Raw genomic sequence first — 19,590 nt, forward strand, 5'->3', positions numbered from 1 at the left:
TATAAATTTTCCGCTAACCGTATACAAATTTTCCTGCCTCCGCTAACCGCTTCCCGGCCGTCTGTACCGGGCCTTTTTTCCGCTTTCGGCCTGTCTTCCGGCAGCGTTTTCTCCGTAATCCATCACTTTGTTCCGCCTTTGGTGCAGAACGTCGCCGCAGGTCGGCAAAGGCAGTTTCTTGGGGCGAAATGGCGGAAATGTCGTAACTTTTGTGTAAGTTTGCAGGTAGAAAGCAATAACAATTATCCAAGCATTTAAGAATAGCAGCCCTATGAACTTTTTTCAGAAACTATTTGGCGGCAAGGAAGAGACGGCCGCGGAGGCAGAACCGCACAGCGAGACGCATGATTTCGAGGTACTGAAATACGACGGAATACGTGCCATGAAGATGGGACAGGCCGAATATGCGGTAAAGTGTTTCCTGCACGCCTTGCAGATACAGGACGACCTTGAGGTGCATGACGGCTTGGCCACGGCCTATCTGCACACGGAGGAGCTGGCGAAATGCTACGACGAGCTTCTTGTCCTCGCCAAAGCGCAGCCCGACAATCAGAAGATATTTATCCGGATGGCGAACGTTGCCTATATGATGGACGACTATAACGCGATGACGGAGGCCTGCGAGAAGGCCCTGCTCATAGACGGGGATGTGCCCGAGGTGAGCTATCTCTACGCCTTGGCATGCAGGGGGCAGGCCGACGAGGTCAACGCCGTGGCCATGGCTACCCGTGCCATCAGGCTGAACGGGGAGTACGGCGAGGCCTACCTGCTCCGGGGAGAGACGCTCCTGTCTGCCGGACGGCTCGACGAGGCCGACGAGGATGCCCGGTGGCTGCTCGGACATGTGGAGAGCAACGAGGATGTGCTTCTGCTCAAGGCCCGCATAGAGCGCGGCCGGGGCAACATTGCCGGGGCACGGTCGTGGTATGACAAGGTGCTGGAGGCCGACCCGTTCTCGGAAGCTGCCGTGAAGGAGAAGGCGGAATTGGCAGATGCCGTGGGAGAGTAACCGAACTATGAGAGCTGCCGACGGCATCTTTGCACTTTCTGCCCGGCAGCGGACGATGAACATTTAGCCTGCTCTCTGCCGCAGAGCCGGATGCGCTCGGGGCGCAGTAAGGTTCCGCTCTTTCGGCATGAAGGTGCAGACAACAGAAATAAAGTCTATGGAATTAGAAATAGAACCGCTCCGTCTCCCCTGCGACGGCAAGCGTCCCGTTGTTATTGCCGGCCCCTGCTCGGCAGAGACGGAAGAGCAGACGATGACCACCGCGCGCCTCCTTGCCGGGAAAGGCTGCCGCATCTTCCGCGCCGGAGTGTGGAAACCACGCACGAAGCCGGGAGGATTCGAGGGAAACGGGGAGAAGGCACTGCCGTGGATGAAGCGCGTGAAGGACGAGACGGGCATGCTGATTTCCACGGAGGTGGCGACGCCCGGACATGTGGAGCTTGCCCTGAAGTACGGCATGGACCTTCTGTGGATAGGTGCGCGTACTACGGCCAATCCGTTTGCCGTACAGGCTCTGGCCGACTCGCTGCGCGGAATAGACGTTCCCATACTGATAAAGAATCCCGTCAACCCCGACCTTGAGCTGTGGATAGGTGCGCTGCAACGCCTCAATCAGGCCGGGTTGCGGCGGCTCGGTGCCATCCACCGCGGCTTCTCGAGCTACGAGAAGAAGATTTACCGCAATCTGCCTATGTGGCAAATCCCCATCGAGCTGCACCGCCGCATCCCCGGTCTTCCCATTGTCTGCGACCCGAGCCATATCGGCGGACGCCGCGACCTGATTGCTCCGCTCTGTCAGCAGGCCATGGACTTGGGCTTCGGCGGGTTGATTGTCGAGACCCATTGTTCGCCCGATGAGGCTTGGAGCGATGCCCGGCAGCAGGTAACGCCCGACATGCTCGGACGGATTCTTTCGCATCTCGTTATCCGCAATGGCAGTGCCGGGACTGGGGAATTGTCCCGGCTCCGTGCGCAGATAGACGAACTGGACAACAATCTGATGGAACTTCTTGCCAAGCGGTTCGGCATCTGCCGCGAGATTGGCAGCTTCAAGAAAGAGCATAACCTCACCGTCCTGCAATCCGCCCGTTATGGCGAGATTCTCGAAAAGCGCGGGGCGCAGGCCCGTCTCTGTGGGATGAGTCCCGAGTTTGCCGCGCATGTCTTCGAGCTTATCCACGAAGAGAGCGTCAGGCAGCAGCTGTCGATTATTAACCAATAGACTGCCGGGCGGCCTGTTGTCCTGCCGCCTGCTTCTTCCGCTTAAAACACCTTTTGCCGTGAAACCAATCTTCCTGTTGCTTGCCTGCCTTTTCCTTCCGTCTCTTTCCCTCTGGTCGCAGGAGAGGCTGCGGATAGTGGAGCTGAATGTCGAGAATCTGTTCGACGCGCAGCACGATTCGCTGAAGGAAGACCGTGAGTTTCTGCCGGATTCGCCCCGGCGTTGGACGCGGACGCGCTACTGGCAGAAGCTGAACCACATAGGGCAGGAGATTATTGCCTGCGGCGAGGATTCGTCGGGATGCGGTCTTCCCGACCTCGTCGGACTCTGCGAGGTGGAGAACGACACCGTCCTGCGCGACCTGACCCGGCGTTCGCTGTTGCGGAAGGCCCGTTACGAATACGTGATGACGGCTTCGCCCGATGTCCGCGGCATTGATGTGGCGTTGCTCTATTCGCCCTTGTCGTTCCGTCCCGTTCATGCCGATACTATCCGTGTTGCTCCGCTGGAAGGCATGCGCCCTACACGCGATATTCTCTATGTGGCAGGCGAGGTGCCGAACGGCGATACGCTCCACGTCTTCGTCCTGCACGCACCGAGCCGGATGGGCGGCGAGGCCTTTTCGCGTCCTTTCCGCCTGCACGTCGCGGAGCGGCTCTGCCAGTGCGTGGACAGCCTGCTGCACTTGTCGCCCAAGGCTTCCGTCCTCGTGATGGGCGACTTCAACGACTATGCCGGCAGCCCTTCCCTTCAGCTGGCTTACCGGCATGGTCTCCGGAACGTCTCCCGGCAGGCGGAGGGGCGGAACGGGGCAGGGGGGACTTACCGCTATCAGGGCGAATGGGAAAGTCTCGACCACATACTTGTCAGCGATGCGCTGGCAGGGAAAGTGCGTGCCTGCCGTATTGCCGACCTGCCCTTCCTGTTGGAGGAAGATGCGATATACGGCGGTGTGAAGCCCCGTCGCAACTACAACGGCATGCGGTATAACCGGGGATTCAGCGACCATCTGCCGTTGGTGTTGGAACTGGATATGTAAATGGCAGGTTGCGGATGGCTGTGCGATTGCCGGACGGATTTGCGGACAGCCCGTTGTCTGTCTGGAAAAGGGAGCAAGTTTATGGACAATGTGGGCATGCTTTCTTCCTGTGTTTTCAAAGGTAAATGAACGAACAGAAAAAAGTTGGCGAACAATTTGCAAAAAGTTCGCGAACTTTTTGCGAAAAGTTGGCGAACTTTTTAGATATACGTTTTTACAGACTGAAAAAGTATGCTTTTCATTGTCTGTCAGAAGAGGTCGGCTCGGCGAGGTGATTTGCCGTTTGGCGCGGTCTAAATGGAGTCTGCCGGCAGGTTGTTCTCCTCGTCCTGCGCGTCTGGTTGCGTTCCTAAGCCAAGGTCGTCGAGCAGGCCTCCGGCCACGGAGCCAATCATTTCCTTGATGGCGTCGGCAGCAGGGTCGACGATGTTCTCTTTCAGTGCTTTCTCTGCCTGTTTCTTCAGTTCTTCCTCCGCTTTCAGCTCCGCCTTGTCGTAATACTTCTCGGCCGCCTTGTTCAGGTCTGCTTGGTTCATGGTGAAGATGTGCCCCAGTATTCCGACTGATACAACATGGTCTTTGCCGTCGAAGTTCACCTTGCCTACGGAATAGACGACGTGGTTGTCTACCTTGACAAGATTGTCTACTGCGGCCTCTATCACCTTCCCCGTGAAGGCGTTGCTGATAGTCTGGAAAGCCTTCGATATGAGGTCGTCGTCGGCAGCCGGGTTGTTTTGGGCAGCCATGCTGATGGAATTTGTAACTGCATTGGCAAGAGCCTCCTTGTGGGCAGGGGTGTCGGGGCAGGAGAAGACGAGTGTGGCGAATAGTCCGACGACAGCTATCACCGCTGCTGTCAGGCAGCCCGTATGATTCTTCTTTCTCTTGGTCTGTTTCGGGGGGAAGTCCTGCGTGTTGAGCGGCCGGGCTTCTACGAGGGGCGGTTCGTCGTTGGGAATACCCATGACCGGCTCTTCCGTCGTTTCGGTAGGGGAATCTTGCTGTTCGGTGGCGTCTTCGGCAGGTTCTGACGGGGTAGGGGAAGAGTTGGCAGCCTCTTGTTTCATCAGCAGTGGTCGCAGCTCGTCCACCTGCCATGCCGGAATCCATTGGTCGCTTCCGTCTGCCATGACGAGCGATGTGGCGTCAAGTCCGCGTCCTGCCAGTTCGTCGAGGCGGTAGGGGCCTCGTTTCTCGTTGTTGATATTGATAAAATATTCCATTTCTTTGTTCTGTTTATAAGTTTCGGTTGCAAGAATCCTCCTTCCTTTTCCACCTTATATTATATAGTGGGATGGAAATAGCCTGCGAATATAGACATTATTTCCGAACAGACAAAGTATTTTGAATATTTTTTGCACAAAGCCCAATCGTGTGAGCAAGATACGGGACTTTCTTTTATAAAATACATTAAATGGAGTAGGGGAGCTGTTATTTTATTCTGCTTTTTATTATCTTTGCATATAGAACAAAACTATAAGTATACTTCAAAGAAATGTTTGAGAATTTAAGTGATCGTCTTGACCGCTCCTTTAAGATTCTGAAAGGAGAAGGTAAGATTACGGAGATAAATGTTGCCGAAACACTGAAAGACGTGCGTCGTGCGCTCCTTGATGCCGACGTTAACTATAAGGTTGCCAAGTCGTTTACTGATACCGTCAAGCAGAAAGCTCTGGGCATGAACGTGCTGACTGCCGTGAAGCCGGGACAGCTGATGGTTAAGATTGTCCACGACGAGCTGGCTGAGCTGATGGGCGGCGATGCTGTCGGACTGACGCTGGAGCATAAGCCTGCCGTCATTCTGATGAGCGGACTTCAGGGTTCGGGTAAGACCACTTTCTCTGGAAAGCTCGCCAATCTGCTCAAGACGAAGGAGCACAAGCATCCGCTCCTCGTGGCCTGCGACGTGTACCGTCCGGCTGCCATTGAGCAGCTGAAGGTAGTAGGTGCGCAGGTTGGCGTTCCTGTCTATTCGGAACCTGATAATAAGAATGTCAACGAAATAGCCGACAATGCCCTCCGTGAGGCAAAGGCGAAAGGAAACGACGTCGTCATCATCGATACCGCAGGCCGTCTGGCTATCGACGAGCAGATGATGGACGAGATTGAGAGCCTGAAGAATCATGTAAATCCTGACGAGACACTCTTTGTAGTCGACTCCATGACGGGTCAGGATGCCGTCAATACGGCCAAGGAATTTAACGACCGGCTCGATTTCAACGGTGTTGTGCTCACCAAGCTGGACGGTGATACCCGTGGCGGTGCAGCCCTCTCTATACGCACGGTCGTAACGAAGCCCATCAAGTTTATCGGTACTGGTGAAAAAATGGAGGCACTCGACATCTTCCATCCTTCCCGAATGGCAGACCGAATCCTCGGAATGGGCGATGTCGTTTCGCTCGTAGAACGCGCTCAGGAGCAGTTCAACGAAGAGGAGGCCAAGAAGTTGCAGAAGAAGATTCAGAAGAATCAGTTCGATTTCAACGACTTCTATAATCAGATACAGCAAATCAAGAAGATGGGTAATCTGAAAGATTTGGCATCCATGATTCCCGGTGTGGGCAAGGCTATCCGCGATGTTGACATTGACGACAATGCCTTTAAGGGTATTGAGGCAATCATTCAGAGCATGACACCGAAGGAACGCACCAATCCGGAACTCCTTAACACCTCACGCCGTCAGCGTATTGCTAAAGGCTCGGGTACAAACATACAGGAGGTAAACCGTCTTGTCAAGCAGTTCGACCAGACCCGTAAGATGATGAAGATGGTAACTGGCTCGAAGATGGCAGGCATGATGGGCCGCATGAAAGGTATGCCCGGCATGCCCAAAGTATAGCATGGACGGAACGGGAACGGCAGGATAGGCAGACTGCTCTCCTCCCGCCCATTAAGAACAATCAACCAATCATCAACAATAATACTTATGGAATATCAATTGATAGACGGCAAGGCAACTGCAACAGCAATCAAGCAGCAGATTGCCGAAGAAGTAAAGAACATAGTAGCCAATGGCGGTAAGCAGCCCCATTTGGCAGCAGTGCTCGTTGGCCACGACGGAGGCAGCGAGACTTACGTAAAGAACAAGGTGCTTTCCTGCGAGCAGTGCGGGTTCAAGTCTACCCTTTTCCGTTACGAGGAGAATACCACCGAGGAAGAACTTCTGGCATGTGTAGACCGCTTGAACAAGGACGAGGATGTTGACGGTTTCATTATTCAGTTGCCGCTCCCGAAGCATATTGACGAGCAGAAGATAATCATGGCCATCGACTACCGAAAGGATGTAGACGGATTCCATCCCATCAATGTCGGAAGAATGGCTATCGGTCTGCCTTGTTTCATCTCTGCAACACCGTTGGGTATTCTGACGCTCCTACAGCACTATCACATTGAGACCTCAGGCAAGAAGTGTGTAGTCCTCGGCCGCAGTAACATCGTCGGCAAGCCGATGGCACAGCTGATGATGCAGAAGCAGTTCGGCGATTCTACGGTAACGGTTTGCCATTCTCATTCGGCTACTTTGAAAGAGGAGTGCCGTGAGGCAGATATTATCATTGCAGCCATTGGCCGTCCCGATTTCGTTACGGCCGATATGGTGAAGAAGGGAGCTGTCGTTATCGACGTTGGTACTACCCGTGTTCCTGACGCAACACGCAAGAGCGGCTTCCGTCTCAGCGGCGATGTAAAGTTCGATGAGGTGGCACCTCTCTGCTCCTATATTACACCTGTTCCCGGAGGCGTTGGCCCGATGACCATCTGCTCGCTGATGAAGAATACATTGGCTGCCGGCAAGAAGGAGTATTACAAGTAGGAGAGCAAACGGGTAGACAAGCTGATGAACTCAACTTGTCTGCTTGTTTACCCGTAACTCGTCAGCTAAGCAAATGATGACCCCTGAAGAATATTTCCGTCTCGGAAACGAGTACAGGAAAAAGGGCGACTGGAAGCATGCGCTCGATAATTATATGGAGGCGATAGAGTTGGATCCCGACTCTCCCGCTGTTGAAGCAAAGCAAATGTTGGAAGATATACTGAATTTCTACAATAAGGATGCTTATAATCCTTAGACCGACACTAGTTTTTAATCCTTACAAAAAGAAACTATGAGCAAGATGAAAGGAGCTATTGTAGTGAACACCGACAGGTGCAAGGGATGCCAGTTGTGCGTCGTAGCTTGTCCGAAGGATGTCATTGCGCTGGCACAGAAGAAAGTTAATATTCATGGCTATCCATACGTGGAGCCTGCAAGGGCTGAGTTGTGCATAGGATGTACAGCGTGCGCAATGGTTTGCCGGATGGTTGTATAACGGTTTATCGCAAAAAAATGGAGGAGTAAGAGTATGGCAGAGCAAGAAGTAACATTGATGAAAGGTAACGAAGCGATAGCTCACGCTGCCATACGTTGTGGGGCTGACGGGTTCTTTGGCTATCCGATTACTCCACAGAGCGAAATCATAGAGACATTGGCGGCTTTGAAGCCTTGGGAGACCACTGGTATGGTTGTCTTGCAGGCGGAGAGCGAAGTGGCATCCATTAATATGGTGTATGGTGGTGCAGGTGCCGGCAAGCGCGTATTGACGACATCTTCCTCTCCGGGTATAGCCCTCATGCAGGAGGGTATCAGCTATATGGCAGGTGCGGAAATTCCGGGTGTTTTTGTCAACGTCATGCGCGGAGGTCCGGGACTTGGTACTATCCAGCCGAGTCAGAGCGACTATTTTCAGGCTACCCGTGGTGGCGGAAATGGCGACTACAACGTTATTGTTTTGGCACCGAACTCTGTTCAGGAGATGGCAGACTTTGTCGATCTTGCCTTTGAATTGGCTTTCAGGTATCGGAATCCTGCAATGATTTTGGCAGACGGTGTCATCGGGCAGATGATGGAGAAAGTGGTGCTGCCGCCAATGAAACCACGTCGTACAGAAGAAGAAATAAAGAAAGAATGTCCGTGGGCTTCTTTCGGTAAGACGGCAGACCGTCAGCCTAATGTAATCACTTCCTTGGAACTGAAGCCGGAAGTAATGGAGGTGCGTAATCTCCAATTGCAGGAGAAGTATCGGCAGATTAAGGACAACGAAGTGCGTTTTGAGACACAGCAATGCGAAGATGCCGATTACCTGATTGTCAGCTTCGGAAGTGCTGCCCGTATTGGCGAGAAGGCTTTGGAACAGGCACGCGCCGAGGGAATCAAGGTAGGATTGTTCCGCCCTATTACCTTGTGGCCATTCCCAAGCAGGCAGCTTGCCCAGTTGGCAAGGGGTAAGAAAGGTATTCTCGTCAGCGAGATTAATGCCGGACAAATGGTTCAGGATGTCAGACTGGCTATTAATGGTGCCATTCCCGTAGAGCATTTTGGCCGTCTTGGTGGTATCGTCCCTGATCCGGACGAAATAGTCAAGTCATTAAAAGAGAAAGTTATAGGGTAGCAATACAAAGTAAAAGCATTATGGCAAACGATATAATTTCACCGGAGAATCTGGTGTACGAGAAACCAAAGCTGATGAACGATACGGCAATGCACTATTGTCCGGGTTGTTCGCATGGTGTGGTGCATAAATTAGTTGCAGAAGTGATTGCGGATATGGGAATGGAGGAGAAAACCGTCGGGGTATGCCCGGTTGGTTGTGCTGTGTTTGCTTACCGCTATCTTGATATAGACTGGCAGGAGGCTGCACACGGACGTGCGCCTGCGGTGGCAACGGGCATCAAGCGTATGTGGCCCGACCGTCTTGTTTTCACCTATCAGGGAGACGGCGATTTGGCTTGCATCGGTACGGCAGAGACCATTCATGCCCTGAACCGGGGAGAGAATATACCTATTATCTTCATCAATAACGCCATTTATGGCATGACCGGTGGCCAGATGGCACCGACTACGCTGCTCGGTCAGGTTACGGCAACGTGCCCTTACGGCCGTGAGCCGGATCTCCACGGATATCCTCTCAATATAACCGAACTGGCAAGCAAGCTGAAAGGTACCTGTTATGTAACGCGTCAGAGTGTCGATACCATAGCCTCCATTACGAAGGCTAAGCGTGCCATCCGTAAGGCTTTTGAGGCGAGCATGTTGGGAAAGGGCAGTTCTCTCATTGAGATTGTCGCTACCTGCAACAGTGGTTGGAAACTCAGTCCGGCAAAGGCCAATGAGTGGATGCGTGAGAATATGTTCCCCGAGTATGTGAAGGGCGACCTGAAGGATACGACGGGATTGTAGGAGTATTTCCCAAACAAAAGAATCAAATTATGAAAACAGAAATAATTATCAGCGGTTTCGGTGGTCAGGGAGTTCTCTCTATGGGAAAGATACTGGCTTATTCGGGACTGATGGAAGATAAGGAGGTAACGTGGATGCCTGCTTACGGGCCTGAACAGCGTGGTGGTACAGCCAATGTAACGGTCATCGTCAGCGATGAGCGCATTTCGTCTCCTATATTAAGTCGGTACGACGTGGCTATTGTTCTCAATCAGCCGTCGCTCGATAAGTTTGAGCCGAAAGTGAAAGAAGGTGGTATTCTCATCTACGATGGTTATGGCGTAATCAATCCTCCTCAGAGAAAGGACATCACCGTCTATCGGATAGATGCCATGGACAAGGCGGCTGAGCTGAAAAATGCAAAGGTTTTCAACATGATAGTTTTGGGAGGTCTGCTGAAGGTTTGTCCCGTGGTCAGTACGGACGGACTGAAGAAAGCTCTCTTCAAGAGTCTGCCGGAGCGTCATCATGGTCTTATTCCGCTGAATATGAAGGCAGTTGAGTCCGGGATGGAAATTATAAGTAAGGAATAGATAGAAATACCTGATTTTTTATAACTCTCTAATTTGTCTGGAGATCTTCAGCAGTGATGCCATAAGGTCTCCTTTTTTGTTTTCCTTTGATGGGTTGTTGTTTAAGGGCCGTGAAAAACAGAAGTGGAAGAATGGTTTCCTGTCGGTCATAATCTTCTCTGTTGTTATCATTAATAATGCGATTTCAGCTGCCGGTTCCTGCTAAACAGTCGTTTGGTTGTATATGCTTAAGGCTGCTTCTTCCGATGTTTTTATGGTGTGAAAGTGTACGGGAGGCTGCCGGATTATTGCACATTAGGGTATCGTTTTGCTTTTCTATTTTTATGATAATTACTAAGTATCTGTCAGTCAGTGATGATAAGAAGAAATAGCATGTAAAGGAAAAGTTGCACAATCTTTGTCCTGTTTTTCTTAATAAGTGTCTCAAAGTTCCATTTTTTGTTGAAATAATTTGGTGGTGTCGCCTTTTTTTTATTACTTTGCACCAAAATTAGGTTGTATAATTATATCTTATAAATATTAATTAATTCAGAGAGACATGAAAAAGTTAGTTTTATTGTTGGCTGCCGCTTCTATGGCAGTTTCTGTTTCTGCTCAGACTGTTGCAGAAAGCAAGACTTTCGACAACATCTACGTTGGTATTAACGGTGGTGTTGCTACAAAGACAACTGGTCACAAGTGGCTTAGCGACCTCGACCCGAATTTCGGTGTACGTGTTGGCCGTTACTTCACTCCTGTATTTGGTTTGGCAGTTGAGGGAAATGCTTATTTCTCCAACAAGCCTTGGGTTTCTACCGGCACTGCCGTTCGTGCTACTAATGTTAGCTTGCTCGGTACTGTAAACCTCAGCAACTGGTTCGGTGGTTACAAGGGTGAGCCACGCGTATTCGAGGTAAGTGCATTGTACGGCCTTGGTTGGGCACATCTCTTCACAAACAATGATGAACTGAAGAATGCAACTGAGAACAACCGTAACCGCATGACCTCTAAGGCTGCTCTTAACTTTGCTTTCAACTTCGGTTCACAGAAGCAGTGGCAAGTATATGTTGAGCCTTCTATCAACTTCGCATTCTTGGGTCAGTCTCGTGCAAAGAGCTACGATGCAAAAGAAATGAAGCTTGTAGAGACTCACGATGAGTATGGTTACAATTCTTACAGCCAGTCTGGTCAGCCAGCTTACAACATCCACAACTCTTTCGTACAGTTGAATGCAGGTGTTGTTTACAAGTTCAAGAACTCTACTGGTGCTCACAACTTCGTAATCGTAACTCCACGTGATCAGGCTGAAATCGACGCATTGAACGCACAGATCAATGAGCTTCGCAACCGCAAGCCGGAGGTTATCACCAAGGAGATTGTTAAGGAAGTTCCTGCAAAGCAGGTTGTTAAGGAAATCAACGTTTCTGACCTTGTATTCGTAACCTTCGCACAGGGCAAGTCTGTTCTGACCAAGGAAGCTAAGGCAGCTCTCGATGCTGTTAAGAGCGGTAGCCACGTACAGATTGTTGGTACTGCATCCCCAGAGGGTAGCGCAGCACTCAACCAGCGTCTGTCTGAGAACCGTGCTAAGGCTGTTGCTGAATACCTCTCTGGCCGTGGCGTCATTGTTGATGCTGCTGAGGGTAAGGGTGTTCAGGGCAACACTTCTAACCGTCTCGCTGTTGTTTACGTAAAGTAATACAATAAAGACTTACTTCTATATAAAGGGACTCCCCGGTGCATTTGCATCGGGGAGTTTTCTTTTTATATAGTCTGGCAGGCTAAGAAGAGGAAAGAACAGAGAAGGATAAAGGCAGAAGTTACACGCCTTTTGGGACAATGCCATAGCTTTGGCTCTCTTCTTACCCGTGTTAAATATCCAGTGGTCAGGATATGAAAACACCCAACGGATGGGTATCGTCGTACCTTGTTCGTTGGGTGCATCTTGCGTTGCCTTTCTTCCGTAGCCGCTCTTTTCTGTCAGATACGGAATTTGCGTTTGCCGTAACTTCGTCGTTTTTGTGGAGATGCTACTTCGTTACGGCAAACGCTGTTGTTTAGTTATTCTTTTACCACTTTCTTGCCGTCAACGATATATATGCCCGTGGGCAGATGCTCTGACGACGTACCGAGATATACGCCTTGCAGGTTGTAGACTCCTTGTTTCTTTGCGGGTACGTTGGTTGCTGTGGCATTAATGCCGGTCTGCTCGTTTGGCGCAATGGTTACCCAGTCGGTTATCACCTTGTCGTCAGCTCCGAAGAGGGAGTAGTTGACACCTCCTCCGTCATCTTTAATCTCTTTCCAGTATGCGCCTTCGGGTTCGGTGATGGAGCAGTTCTTGAAAACGGGCTTGTTGTTCCATAGCCAGCATACGCTGCCTGCATACTCGTTGAATATCGTGCCATTGCCTTTGGCGCGCACGGTGCAGTTGTCGAATGTCCATTCGCCGGAGGCTATTCCCGTGTAGCCTCCTGTTGCTTCTATGTTGCAATCTTTCACGGTGAGGTATCCTCTGTTTTGTATTCCTATGCTAACCTCTGCCTGTGGTGTTCCGTTCACCTTGATAGAGCCGTTGCCCGTGATGGTGAGGTGCATGTCTACATAGTTGAGTATTCCTGTGTTCTTGTCTACGGTAATGGTGTTGTTGCCTATGAGCTTGATGGTTGTACCGTCGATGCCGTTGTCAATGCCGTTGCATATCTCCGTGGACTGGATGGTAACGTTTTCGAGGGTGAGCGTGTTGGTGGCAGGGTCGTAGCTTGCTTTTCCTGTTACGCCTTCGATAACGCTGAGGTCATTGCAGTTTTCAGATGTTACCATCTTGCCTGCAATTGCGAGTTTGTACTCTTCTGCCTGTACGGTTTGTGGCAGGGCAAACGCCATAGAGAACAGCGCGACTATCGCTGCTGTTTTGCTCTTGAATAGATTTTGTTTCATTAAATAATTTTTAAAAGGTTAAAGATTAATTCCATTTGTTGGGCTTTATCCGTAGCATTGCGGATTCCGTTTTTGGAAAGCGGATAGTCCACAATCCATTTCATTGGCAAACTCCTCAATTTATCTTTTTTGATGATGCTATGAGGAATTTTCACCTGCTCTGTTTGGGCTGCATAATGACATGGGGATGCCGGTTCATAGTGGACAAAGTTACTAAATTGCCGGCAGTTATACAAGAGAAAGCGAGTGTTTTCCCTTTTCACCCCGTATGTTGACAAGTCGGAGGTCGAACGTCCGTGAAGTCATAAATCCTCTTGCAGATAATGGTCAAGCTAAAGTCAGCTATTCTCTGTGCTTTGGGAAGGTAGTGGGGATAAGTGTTCCTTGTTTATTTTTAATTTTTCCTGTCAGTCTGTCAGTTTCTATAATGCGTTGATTATCAGTAGATAAATTGTTAAAACTATTGACGGACTGACAGGAAAAATGGAAAGATTACTTTCGGGAAGTTACGAGATATTCTGTTCCGCGGACACTGTGCCGGCTTCGCAGGTGAGGAATGTTGGAGAGTATCCGTCCGAAATGAGACAGACCTGTCAGGTGGAGCTGACTGCCAAAACGTTGCCGGAGATGGGTGTAGATGGCTGATGTAGTCATATAAATTCCTGTCGCCTCGGTGGCAGGGAGGGCAAAGGCATCGAAGAAAAGGGCTTCGGCGGTCTGCTGTCGCTGGTAGGGACGGTTGTTCTCCATAATGGCTTGTGTCTCTGCGTCGTCAAACCAATATCGTCGTCCATTTTCGAGTTCATCCACAGCCTGTGCATAGATTTGCTCGTAGTTGATGGCGGCAGGCAGGGCGACAGGGGCATTGAGTTCGATGACGATAAACCGACGGCAGCCGCTGGGATCGGTCAGTACATCAGCCATATTGGCAGTGGCTATGAACGATGCCTTTCGGGACAATGTCTCGCTGTGCTTCCCGTATGGCCGCTTTATCTTCAGGTCAGCCAACTGGAGGATATTCTTCAGGAAACCTTCCTGAATTTTTTGCGGCACGGAGTTGAACTCGTCAATATTGATGAGCAGCGACTGATTCATTGCCAAGAGCGTATTCCGCTTTTCGCTGATGTCGAGGTTGTCGTTGTAGCCCCATTGCAGTTCGGGCGGCAAAAGACTTTTGCAGAAGGTAGATTTGCGGAATCTGACGGGAGATAAGAAGCGGAGCAACGCTGTTGCCGTGGGTCTTGTCAATTCCCATCCATTGTGCCACCATCCCCAACATCCATGTATGAAACCACTCCTTCCACTGGCAGGCTGCAGTCGGCACGCAGTCGGCAAGGTCGCCGATGTAATCGTGTCCGTCCCATTGTCCGCGTACTCTGCCGATAAAGTCGCTCACGGGGTCGTAGATGGCGATGAGGTGAGAGTCAACGTATCGCTTCACGTCCTTGTCCCATACGTTAAGCCCGTCGAGCCGCGCCTTGATGGCAAGGGTGTTGCGCATCCGCTCGTCTACCTCGGCAAAGGCTGTCTTCCGTCCGGCAGGTCGAATCTCGGTATATCCAAGCACGCTGTTGAAGCGCAGTTCGTAGTGTTTTTCCAAGTATTCGATGAACTGTTTGGTTACGTCGTGTGTGAGTTTCTTCACTTGTTTTCTTTTCTGGTTTTTCGATTTGATTGTTTTCAGATTTCTCATATTCGTCATTGTTTGTGTTTTATTATAAAGCATTGCCCTCTATGGGGAAGATATTGCTGTTTTCGGTTGTTGGAGTCTTAATGCCCATTGTCCTGTGGGGCGTAGTTGGGAAACGCATTGTGCGTATGGGCTTTACGCATTGTGCGCGAGGTCTTGACGTATTGCCGAACTTCCTATTAGGTATGCCGGTTCTCGCTATTGAAAGATATACGTTTCCTCGTAATGGTCGAATACCGCAGGCTCGCGGTAGCCATAACTGGAAAGAAGACTGGAAATCCACTCTTGCTCGTCTTCATGCAGTTTCTTGAAACCGCGGTGGTAATTATAGTAAATGTGCCGGCTGCCGAAATGGGTTTCCATCTCGCGTCGTATGGCGAGATAGTCGTTATGGCGCACCTTGTCGAAGAGATGGCTGAATCCCCATGCCAGCCGCTCTTTGCGTACATCCCGTCTCTCGGTACATTCGCCCGAAGAGTAAGCCTGTGGCAGTACGCACGGGGCAGTAGTCAGGTGGGGAGGTGCGGCTTGTCCTATCTGATAGCGCAGGCAGTCGTTCTTGTTTCTACAGTCGTTCTGAAAGCACAATGCCCATCCGTGGGGCACATCGTTGAAGTTGATTTCTTTTGTCATACTGATAGTTGTTTGGGTTAGTGAAATAGACACGGCAACCCCTGCCCGAACTCACTTGGAGACGAGATAATGGGTAGGGATTTTGTGTTGTGTGATGGTTGTCTTCCGAAAAATACCCTTTCCGTAAGACGCCTGCAAAGATACAACATTTGAAAGCCGATGTCAAGAGTTTCGCCCCGTTATTTTTATTTTGCTGTCAGCCTGTCATGGCAGAGTGGCTTGTAAATGTTTGCAGTTCAGAATATTATGAGAAGTGTTAAAATTGACAGATAATACAAAAACTTTTAATAGTATGTTTTATTGTAATAATTATCGGCCTGCTTACGCTTTTTTTTAGTACCTTTACGGGCAGAAATAAAAACAATTTAGAATGCACTTCAAATGGAACAATACGCCAACTGAACTTAGCGAGCAGCTACCGCCGTGGAACTGGGAGAGAAACTCTCTATCAGTCCTACTTTGGCGCAGCTGCTAATCAGACGTGGTATTACGACAGAAAGTGCTGCCAAGCGTTTTTTCCGTCCACAGCTGTCCGACCTCATCAATCCATTCCTGATGAAGGACATGGACGCAGCGGTCGACAGGCTCAACGATGCCATGGGGCACAAGGAACGCATCCTTGTCTATGGCGACTACGACGTGGACGGATGTACGGCGGTGGCACTGGTCTATAAGTTCCTGAGACAGTTCTATTCCAACATCGACTACTATATCCCCGACCGGTACGACGAGGGCTACGGGGTGAGCAGGAAGGGAATAGACTTCGCACAGGAAACAGGAGTAAAGCTCATCATCATACTCGACTGCGGCATCAAGGCCGTAGAGGAAATAGCATACGCCAAGGAACTGGGCATAGACTTCATCATCTGCGACCACCATGTCCCCGACGAGGTCCTGCCCCCGGCCTTTGCCATTCTCAATCCCAAGCAGAAGGGCGATACCTATCCCTTCAAGGATCTTTGCGGCTGTGGGGTGGGCTTCAAGTTCATGCAGGCCTTTGCCAAGAACAACAACATTCCCTTCTCCCGGCTAATTCCCCTGCTTGACTTCTGTGCCGTGAGCATAGCCGCCGACCTCGTTCCCGTCGTGGACGAGAACCGAATCCTTGCCTTCCACGGACTGAAACAGCTGAATGTCAACCCGAGCATCGGCTGAAGGCAATAGTGGACATTTGCGGACTGAGCGGCAGGGAAATCTCCATGAGCGACATCATCTTCAAGATAGGGCCGCGCATCAATGCCAGCGGGCGGATGGAGAACGGCAAGGAGAGCGTGGACTTGCTCGTAGAGCGCGACCTTGCCGTGGCTCTGCATGCAGCAAAGCATATTGACGAGTACAACGAGAAGCGGAAGGACGTAGACCGTCAGATGACCGAGGAGGCCAACCAGATTGTGGCACGGCTTGAGAACCAAAAGCACCAGTCGAGCATCGTGCTCTACGACGAGCATTGGAAGAAAGGCGTCATCGGCATTGTGGCGTCGCGTCTGACGGAAATCTACTACCGTCCGACTGTCGTCATCACGCGCGACGAGGACTTGGCCACCGGCTCGGCGCGCAGCGTTCCCGGCTTCGACCTCTATGCTGCCATCAAGAGCTGCCGCGACCTGCTGCTCAACTTCGGTGGGCATACCTATGCTGCCGGGCTGACCATGCGGTGGGAGAATGTCCGCGAGTTCCGCACGCGCTTTCAGCAATATGTCGATGAGCACATCTTGCCGGAACAGACCGAGGCAATACTGGATATTGATGCCGTCATAGACTTTAAGGACATTACTAAGAAACTCCATAACGACCTGAAACGCTTTGCACCTTTCGGGCCGGGCAACCCCAAGCCCCTGTTCTGTACGAAAGACGTCTTCGACTTCGGGACGAGCAAGGTGGTGGGACGCGAGCAGGAGCATATCAAATTGGAACTGGTCGATTCCAAATCCAACAACGTCATGAACGGCATCGCGTTCGGACAGAGTGCTTCGGCTCGCTATATCAAGTCGAAGCGGTCGTTCGACATAGCCTATACCATAGAGGACAATGTCTTCAAGCGTGGAGCGATGCAGTTGCAGATAGAGGATATAAGGCCGTCTGAAGAAACCGGGGGTTGACGGGTTGGTTGTCTCTCGCTGGGGCTTGACCGCCCGGGAGAGCTAAAAGTTCAAAGCGAATGTCTTACAAGGAAATCCTTCATAAGTACTGGGGCTATCCCGACTTCCGCGGTATTCAGCGTGAGCTGATAGAGAGTATCGGAGCCGGAAGAGACACCTTGGGACTGATGCCGACGGGCGGTGGAAAGTCGATAGCCTTTCAGGTGCCGGCATTGGCCATGGAAGGAGTGTGCATAGTCATCACACCGCTTATTTCGCTGATGAAAGATCAGGTAGACCACTTGCGGAAGCGGAGCATCCGCGCGGCTGCCATCTATTCGGGAATGTCGCGGGAGGAGGTGGTAACAACGTTGGAGAATTGCATCTTTGGCGGCATTAAGCTGCTCTATGTATCGCCCGAGCGTTTGTCCTCCGACCTGTTTCAGGCCAAGCTGAAGCATATCAAGGTAAGTTTCATCACCGTAGACGAAGCCCACTGCATCAGTCAGTGGGGGTATGACTTCCGCCCGTCTTATCTTGAGATAAACGTTGTCAGAAAGCTCATTCCCCGTGTTCCTGTCCTTGCGCTGACCGCTACGGCAACGCCGGCTGTTGTCGACGATATACAGGAGCGGCTGTGCTTTGAGGAGAAGAATGTCTTCAGGATGAGCTTTGAGCGCAAGAACCTTACCTATGTGGTTCGGAAAACTGAAGACAAGTATGCCGAGATGGAGCATATCCTCGGCTCAGTGGAAGGATCGGCCATTGTCTACTGCCGGAGCCGGAAGCGTACCCGGGAAGTGGCTGAACTCCTGATGAAGCAGAATATATCGGCCACATGGTATCATGCCGGACTTGAGCCTGCCGTCAAAGACCAGAGACAGAACGACTGGCAAGGAGACAAAATACGCGTGATGGCGGCTACCAATGCCTTCGGGATGGGCATTGACAAACCCGATGTGAGAATGGTCATACACGTGGATTGTCCCAGTTCGCTCGAAGCCTATTTTCAGGAAGCCGGCAGAGCCGGACGCGACGGCAACCGGGCATACGCTGTTCTGCTATTTACGGGCAACAACGACGTGCATAATCTTCGCAAACGCATCAGCGACACTTTTCCGCCCAAAGAGTATATACAGACTGTTTACGAGCATTTGGCATATTTCTATCAGGTTGGCGTAGGCAGTGGGGAAGGTGTAACGTTCGAGTTCCCGATGGATAAATTCTGTATATCGTTCAAACATTTTCCTATTCAGGTAAATGCGGCTCTGATGATTCTTCAGAGGGCAGGCTATCTTGACTACGACGTGAATCCTGATACGAAGGCACGTATTCATTTTCTTTTGGGACGCGATGAGCTGTATCGGCTCCGCGAACAGTCGTACAACGAGAATGAGGTCATTACCTCGCTGCTCCGCAATTACAGCGGTCTCTTCTCCAATTATTGCTATATAGACGAAAGCTATATCGCGCAGGATACGGGACTTGACCGTAATGAGGTCTATCAGATTCTGCAAAGTCTTAGCAGAAAGCGCATACTCGATTTCATACCGCGTAAGAATATACCTTTTATAACCTACCTCCGCGACCGTGAGGACGGGGAGAATATTCATCTGTCCAAGGATGTTTATGAAGACCGGAAGCAGCGGTTCGAGGAGCGTGTGCTTGCTGTCGCCAACTATGCGCAGAACGACCGTGTTTGCCGTAGCCGTCAGCTTCTCCGATATTTTGGTGAGAAGAAGTCTACAGACTGCCTGCATTGCGATGTCTGCCTTTCTCATTCTTCAGAGTCCAATGAGGATGTCCGCTTACGTATCCGCACGGCTATTCTTGAGCTACTTTCTGATCGTGGGAAGCATCTTATAACGGAATTGCGTAAAATTCCTACGAAAGTGATGGAAAATGAGGATGATTTGCTGGCAGAAGTGCTTGAGGGGATGGTGGCAGAAGAAGAGTTGGTGGTGGAAGGAAGTTTTGTCAGCCTTCCCGGTTGAAAGCTATTGGTCGTCGCCTGTTCCTACGCCAAGGGCGTCATCGAGGTATAAGGAAGCAAGTCTTGTTTGAATATAAATGTGCACAATCTAAGTCTATGGTCTGTTTGATTATCCAGACTTGCATCAAATATTAAAGGAAAAATGGCTATCCGGAAGCATTTCGCTTCCGAACAGCCACGATGTTTATGTTCTCTGCCCTTCTTCATGAAGAAAAAAGTCA

At 50.7% G+C, this 19,590-nt stretch carries 15 protein-coding genes and 3 pseudogenes; 14 read left to right on the forward strand and 4 right to left on the reverse strand.

All coding sequences use genetic code 11. The annotated features are described in order from the left end of the window. The 4 genes from JCM15908_RS15250 to JCM15908_RS10075 all read left to right on the forward strand — a co-directional run. On the forward strand, positions 1-258 hold a 258-nt coding region (locus JCM15908_RS15250), incomplete at its 5' end, for a hypothetical protein (RefSeq protein ID WP_234396440.1). Between the two features lie 13 nt (positions 259-271). Continuing rightward, positions 272-1,009, forward strand: a complete 738-nt coding sequence (locus tag JCM15908_RS10065; RefSeq protein ID WP_025003229.1) for a tetratricopeptide repeat protein — start codon at positions 272-274, stop codon at positions 1,007-1,009. Between the two features lie 157 nt (positions 1,010-1,166). Further along, positions 1,167-2,231 carry a bifunctional 3-deoxy-7-phosphoheptulonate synthase/chorismate mutase type II gene (locus tag JCM15908_RS10070; RefSeq protein ID WP_025003230.1) on the forward strand — a complete coding sequence of 355 codons (1,065 nt, stop codon included), beginning with the start codon at positions 1,167-1,169 and terminating at the stop codon, positions 2,229-2,231. Positions 2,232-2,289: 58 nt separating this feature from the next. Further along, positions 2,290-3,270: an endonuclease/exonuclease/phosphatase family protein gene (locus JCM15908_RS10075; RefSeq protein ID WP_084607862.1), complete on the forward strand. Its 981-nt coding sequence runs from the start codon at positions 2,290-2,292 to the stop codon at positions 3,268-3,270. Between the two features lie 293 nt (positions 3,271-3,563). Here the strand turns inward: JCM15908_RS10075 and JCM15908_RS10085 are convergent, their stop codons facing one another. After that, a complete protein-coding gene (locus JCM15908_RS10085) occupies positions 3,564-4,493 on the reverse strand; it encodes a DUF4339 domain-containing protein (RefSeq protein WP_025003232.1) in 930 nt (309 codons plus the stop codon). 272 nt (positions 4,494-4,765) lie between these two features. On the opposite strand from JCM15908_RS10085, the gene ffh reads away from it, so the two are divergent. From ffh to JCM15908_RS10125, 8 genes and pseudogenes are all read left to right on the forward strand, one after another. Next, positions 4,766-6,109 (forward strand): signal recognition particle protein, encoded by a 1,344-nt coding sequence (gene ffh / locus JCM15908_RS10090; protein ID WP_025003233.1) that lies wholly within the window; start codon positions 4,766-4,768, stop codon positions 6,107-6,109. A gap of 87 nt (positions 6,110-6,196) precedes the next feature. Then, complete coding sequence (folD, locus tag JCM15908_RS10095; protein ID WP_025003234.1) at positions 6,197-7,081, forward strand: bifunctional methylenetetrahydrofolate dehydrogenase/methenyltetrahydrofolate cyclohydrolase FolD; 885 nt, start codon at positions 6,197-6,199, stop codon at positions 7,079-7,081. A 76-nt stretch (positions 7,082-7,157) separates the two neighbouring features. Then, positions 7,158-7,337: a tetratricopeptide repeat protein gene (locus JCM15908_RS10100; protein WP_025003235.1), complete on the forward strand. Its 180-nt coding sequence runs from the start codon at positions 7,158-7,160 to the stop codon at positions 7,335-7,337. 36 nt (positions 7,338-7,373) lie between these two features. Then, positions 7,374-7,606: pseudogene (locus JCM15908_RS14445) on the forward strand (4Fe-4S dicluster domain-containing protein). 4 nt (positions 7,607-7,610) lie between these two features. Beyond that, positions 7,611-8,696, forward strand: a complete 1,086-nt coding sequence (locus JCM15908_RS10105) for a 3-methyl-2-oxobutanoate dehydrogenase subunit VorB (protein ID WP_025003236.1) — start codon at positions 7,611-7,613, stop codon at positions 8,694-8,696. Between the two features lie 20 nt (positions 8,697-8,716). Continuing rightward, entirely contained in the window at positions 8,717-9,484 is a 768-nt protein-coding gene (locus JCM15908_RS10110; protein ID WP_025003237.1) for a thiamine pyrophosphate-dependent enzyme, read from the forward strand. 29 nt (positions 9,485-9,513) lie between these two features. After that, positions 9,514-10,056: a 2-oxoacid:ferredoxin oxidoreductase subunit gamma family protein gene (locus tag JCM15908_RS10115; protein ID WP_025003238.1), complete on the forward strand. Its 543-nt coding sequence runs from the start codon at positions 9,514-9,516 to the stop codon at positions 10,054-10,056. A 538-nt stretch (positions 10,057-10,594) separates the two neighbouring features. Further along, positions 10,595-11,734 (forward strand): OmpA family protein, encoded by a 1,140-nt coding sequence (locus JCM15908_RS10125; protein WP_025003239.1) that lies wholly within the window; start codon positions 10,595-10,597, stop codon positions 11,732-11,734. A gap of 362 nt (positions 11,735-12,096) precedes the next feature. Here JCM15908_RS10125 and JCM15908_RS10130 read toward each other — a convergent pair whose 3' ends face one another. The 3 genes and pseudogenes from JCM15908_RS10130 to JCM15908_RS10145 all read right to left on the reverse strand — a co-directional run bounded on the left by JCM15908_RS10130 (position 12,097) and on the right by JCM15908_RS10145 (position 15,298). Continuing rightward, a complete protein-coding gene (locus tag JCM15908_RS10130; protein WP_025003240.1) occupies positions 12,097-12,975 on the reverse strand; it encodes a hypothetical protein in 879 nt (292 codons plus the stop codon). A gap of 492 nt (positions 12,976-13,467) precedes the next feature. Beyond that, positions 13,468-14,677 (reverse strand): annotated as a pseudogene (locus JCM15908_RS13665) (VapE domain-containing protein). 186 nt (positions 14,678-14,863) lie between these two features. Next, positions 14,864-15,298: a DUF6078 family protein gene (locus JCM15908_RS10145; protein ID WP_025003241.1), complete on the reverse strand. Its 435-nt coding sequence runs from the start codon at positions 15,296-15,298 to the stop codon at positions 14,864-14,866. A gap of 370 nt (positions 15,299-15,668) precedes the next feature. On the opposite strand from JCM15908_RS10145, the pseudogene recJ reads away from it, so the two are divergent. Then, positions 15,669-17,397, forward strand: a pseudogene (recJ, locus tag JCM15908_RS13670) (single-stranded-DNA-specific exonuclease RecJ). 59 nt (positions 17,398-17,456) lie between these two features. After that, a complete protein-coding gene (locus tag JCM15908_RS10155; protein WP_025003242.1) occupies positions 17,457-19,370 on the forward strand; it encodes a RecQ family ATP-dependent DNA helicase in 1,914 nt (637 codons plus the stop codon). Positions 19,371-19,590: the final 220 nt, after the last annotated feature.

The organism is Prevotella dentasini JCM 15908, assembly GCF_000614065.1.
In the GTDB taxonomy this organism is placed as follows: domain Bacteria; phylum Bacteroidota; class Bacteroidia; order Bacteroidales; family Bacteroidaceae; genus Prevotella; species Prevotella dentasini.